The sequence below is a fragment of the Autumnicola tepida genome (genome assembly GCF_031846485.1).
In the GTDB taxonomy this organism is placed as follows: Bacteria; Bacteroidota; Bacteroidia; order Flavobacteriales; family Flavobacteriaceae; genus Autumnicola; species Autumnicola tepida.
In genome coordinates this window covers 1-3,240 of record NZ_JAVRHQ010000056.1, presented here as the reverse complement: position 1 = coordinate 3,240, position 3,240 = coordinate 1, and the positions used below count along the sequence as shown (strand labels likewise).

The 3,240-nt window shown below is 29.8% G+C and carries 4 protein-coding genes; all 4 read right to left on the bottom strand.

Features of this window, described 5'->3' with window-relative positions:
* Positions 1–258 precede the first annotated feature (258 nt).
* A complete protein-coding gene (locus RM553_RS19190; protein ID WP_311536581.1) occupies positions 259–1,110 on the bottom strand; it encodes a carboxypeptidase-like regulatory domain-containing protein in 852 nt (283 codons plus the stop codon).
* 212 nt (positions 1,111–1,322) lie between these two features.
* Positions 1,323–1,763, bottom strand: a complete 441-nt coding sequence (locus RM553_RS19185) for a hypothetical protein (protein WP_311536580.1) — start codon at positions 1,761–1,763, stop codon at positions 1,323–1,325.
* A gap of 28 nt (positions 1,764–1,791) precedes the next feature.
* Entirely contained in the window at positions 1,792–2,511 is a 720-nt protein-coding gene (locus RM553_RS19180) for a GNAT family N-acetyltransferase (protein WP_311536579.1), read from the bottom strand.
* Positions 2,512–2,681: 170 nt separating this feature from the next.
* Complete coding sequence (locus tag RM553_RS19175) at positions 2,682–3,170, bottom strand: hypothetical protein (protein WP_311536578.1); 489 nt, start codon at positions 3,168–3,170, stop codon at positions 2,682–2,684.
* Between the last annotated feature and the right edge of the window lie 70 nt (positions 3,171–3,240).

The window sequence follows — 3,240 nt, the reverse complement described above, 5'->3', positions numbered from 1 at the left end:
GTCGGAGTAATCTCGTATGGAGGTTTCATTTTGATAGTATCATTTGATATTATCAAAAGTAAAGTCAATTTATCTCAATTGAAAGGAAAATCACGATTATAATTGGCCACAACGGTCTCGTGTAACGACAAGTGGTGTGGAGTAGGGGACGCGGTTTTGTCGGCTTACGGTTTTGTTTGTTTTGGAAACTAATTTAGTTCTTTTCTATGAAACCCGCCATTTGCGTTACACGTTGTTGTGCTGCGTTTACCTCTAAAATTAATAATTGAGGTTATATCCTATTCCGAGACTTAACTCATTAAAGGAACTTAATTTATAATATTTTAGAAATATCAAAAAACGTTTATAATTTCCTTGAATTTTACCCTGGTACTCAATATTATCTTTATAAATCGAAATTTTCCCTACTATCTCTGGATAAAGCGGTTGTCCGAATGAAGTTCCAAACCCAATTAATACTCCTGAAGAATTATGCTTTTTTGAAGTATTAATATTATTAAATTCTAGATGGCTGTATCCAACTATAAAACTATATCTCGAAATATTAAAATCTGTTTCAAATGAAGAACTTCTGTTATCCAATTTGTTTTCAAATTCAAAATCGCGAAAGCTAGTTCTAAAGTCAATGTCAAAATCACAATTAGAAATCGGATGTTTAAATTCTAGACTAGCTTCTTGGAAAATATTTTCTTTTGAATTTGTCTGATAGCTATAACTAGCTTCTAATACTCCTCCAAAAAATAAGTAAGGTGATGAGACATCAATTTTTCCGCCAATAGGATTATTTATTAAACCTGTCTGACCGTAGACTTTTATGTCGTTTGCATCAAAAAAATCTTTGTTACAATCCCATTTAGTTTCTACTGTAATTTTATTCTTTCCTTCTAGCTTATACTCTTTTGTTACCATTCCAACATAAGAGAAAACTAAAATTGCATTAGGATCTGATACGTCAATTTCAAACAGACCATCAAAATCCGATTGAGTTCCATTTTTTGTTCCTTTTTCTATAATTGTTACACCAGGAATTGAATCGTTGTCGGTTTTTGAAATTACTACTCCATAAATTTTATATTGACTCCAACTTAAAATTGGAATTAAAAGAAACACGAATATGAGGTAGTTTTTAGTCAAATTTTTCTGGTAAATGCTGCACAACGGTCTCGGTTATCGCCAGTTGGCGGAGTAAGGGACGCGGATTTGTCGGCTTATTATTGGTTTGTTGGTCAAGTCAATTATTTTCTTAATAACGGTGCCGCTTATTGGCGATGAACCGTTGTTGTGCTTAGTGTTTTGTGTTAGGTTCTTTTTTAAAGTTTAGACTATTTTTTACTCTCACTAATCCACATACTATAATATTTTGCTCTTAAAGTATTGTAATTTACAATTCCTATTAGTGTGTCTTTCCCTATTTTAATTTCTCTCTTTTGAACATTTTCTCCTTTTATATCTTTAATACTTTGCCAGAATAAAGTATCATTAGCGATCTTAAATGTCGCAGATTTCAACCATCCCTCAGGACTAGGGTTGTATGGATTCGTTTGTGGATTTCCTTTTGCTAATGAATATTCTGTTCCTTCTCTCTTAGAAGGAATCCATATGTATTTGCTGCTGTCAGACGATGAGAAATAGTATTGACTTTCATTATAATCAAGGGATCTCCATATTCTATCCGTTATAAAAGAGTATTTATCTACTTTATTTTCCTTACAACTTGTAAGTAAAAATGAAACAAGGAAGATTATTAAATATCTTTTTTTCATGTTTTTTTGATTAGTTTTTTTTCACCATTTATGTTATTTGTAATTTATTTATTAAAATGTAGGTGCCATTGAGAAGTTTTACATTTCTACATTTTTTGACTTTATGTTCCTCTATTTGCTTTCCTTGATACTCTAATTCTATATTCCAATCGCTATCTACAGGAAAAATTATAGGTTTTTCTAGTTCTGTGGAGTTTGATTTAAATTTTACTTCCCAAATCCATTGCGGTAAATAATCTCTAATCTGGTGTGGTTCAACGTCCCATAATTTTATTCTAGCAGTAGAGTTCTTGTCATTAGTTGGTGTCAAATGTGGTTTTAAAATAAAATACATTTGAATTTTATTCTGGTATCCATCGATTTCTGGGAAATGTTTAAAGCTCATTGTTTTCCAAAAGCTTTCAGAACTTACAGGTTGACAATATAATTCGATTACTATTTGATTTATTTTCTTGAAATATTCTTTGGCTTCATTGATTAAAATTTTACCAAATCCTTTCTTTCTATGTGTTTCTTTTATACTTGCGATTATAATGTGAACTACTTTTTCTGATATTCTATATGTAAAAAAACCAACAGGGAAATTATTCTCTTTAATTGCTACTAAATTTCCCTTATGAAATGATTCTTCAATTCCATCCCAATTATCGTAGAATCCAAAAGTATTTTTATCAATTTCTTTTTTCAACCACAATTTAATCTGGGATAAATCATCTTTTGTCGGTTTGAAACAAACGCTTATAGACATAAAAGCACTATTAAAACATTAAGCACAACGGTCTCGTATATTCGTCAGTTGTGGTAGTGAATATACGGATTTGTCCGATTTAGTTTTTTTAGTTCCTGGTTTCTATTAAACTTTCTTTTCGTACGATGGCCACAATTGCGAATATGCGTTGTTGCCTGCTGTATTTGAGATTAAATATTCTTCTTTAGTTTTGGTTCTTTACTATTTTCTTGTTTTAAATAAAAAAGAACCATCAGGATAACTAATGAAATTAAATTGATTGCTAAAAAATGAGATTCTGTATCATTTCTGATATATGAAATTAAAGTTCCAGTAAAATATTCAAAGTCCGTTAAAAGTGTATAATTTGAATTATATGGTTTTTGATATCCAAATGATACATAAGGTCCAATAAAATAGTACCAATAGAATCCCAAATAACTGAATTGAAATAGTTGTAGGACGAAATTTAAAATGGATAGTTTTATTCCTATTCTTTTATCTTTTATTAATTGAATTCCTGCATAGAAACTAAATCCTGTTATTAAAATAAATGGCAAAATCACTGAAAAGAAATTTATCATTCCCACTTCGTTCATCCGATTTATAATTCCATAGATTAAAAATAATCCTCCTATAATTTGAATAGAACCAATTGAGATTTTTAAAATTTTGTTCATTTAATTTTTTTCTTATTTCAACTTTTTAGTCCGTTTTCTTAAACCAAAAGACATTGTGAATATTGCTGGC

Coding starts and splice junctions, on each gene's coding strand:
- RM553_RS19180 (WP_311536579.1), bottom strand. CDS start 2,511: ATGTCTATAAGCGTTTGTTTCAAACCGACAAAAGATGATTTATCCCAG.
- RM553_RS19185 (WP_311536580.1), bottom strand. CDS start 1,763: ATGAAAAAAAGATATTTAATAATCTTCCTTGTTTCATTTTTACTTACA.
- RM553_RS19175 (WP_311536578.1), bottom strand. CDS start 3,170: ATGAACAAAATTTTAAAAATCTCAATTGGTTCTATTCAAATTATAGGA.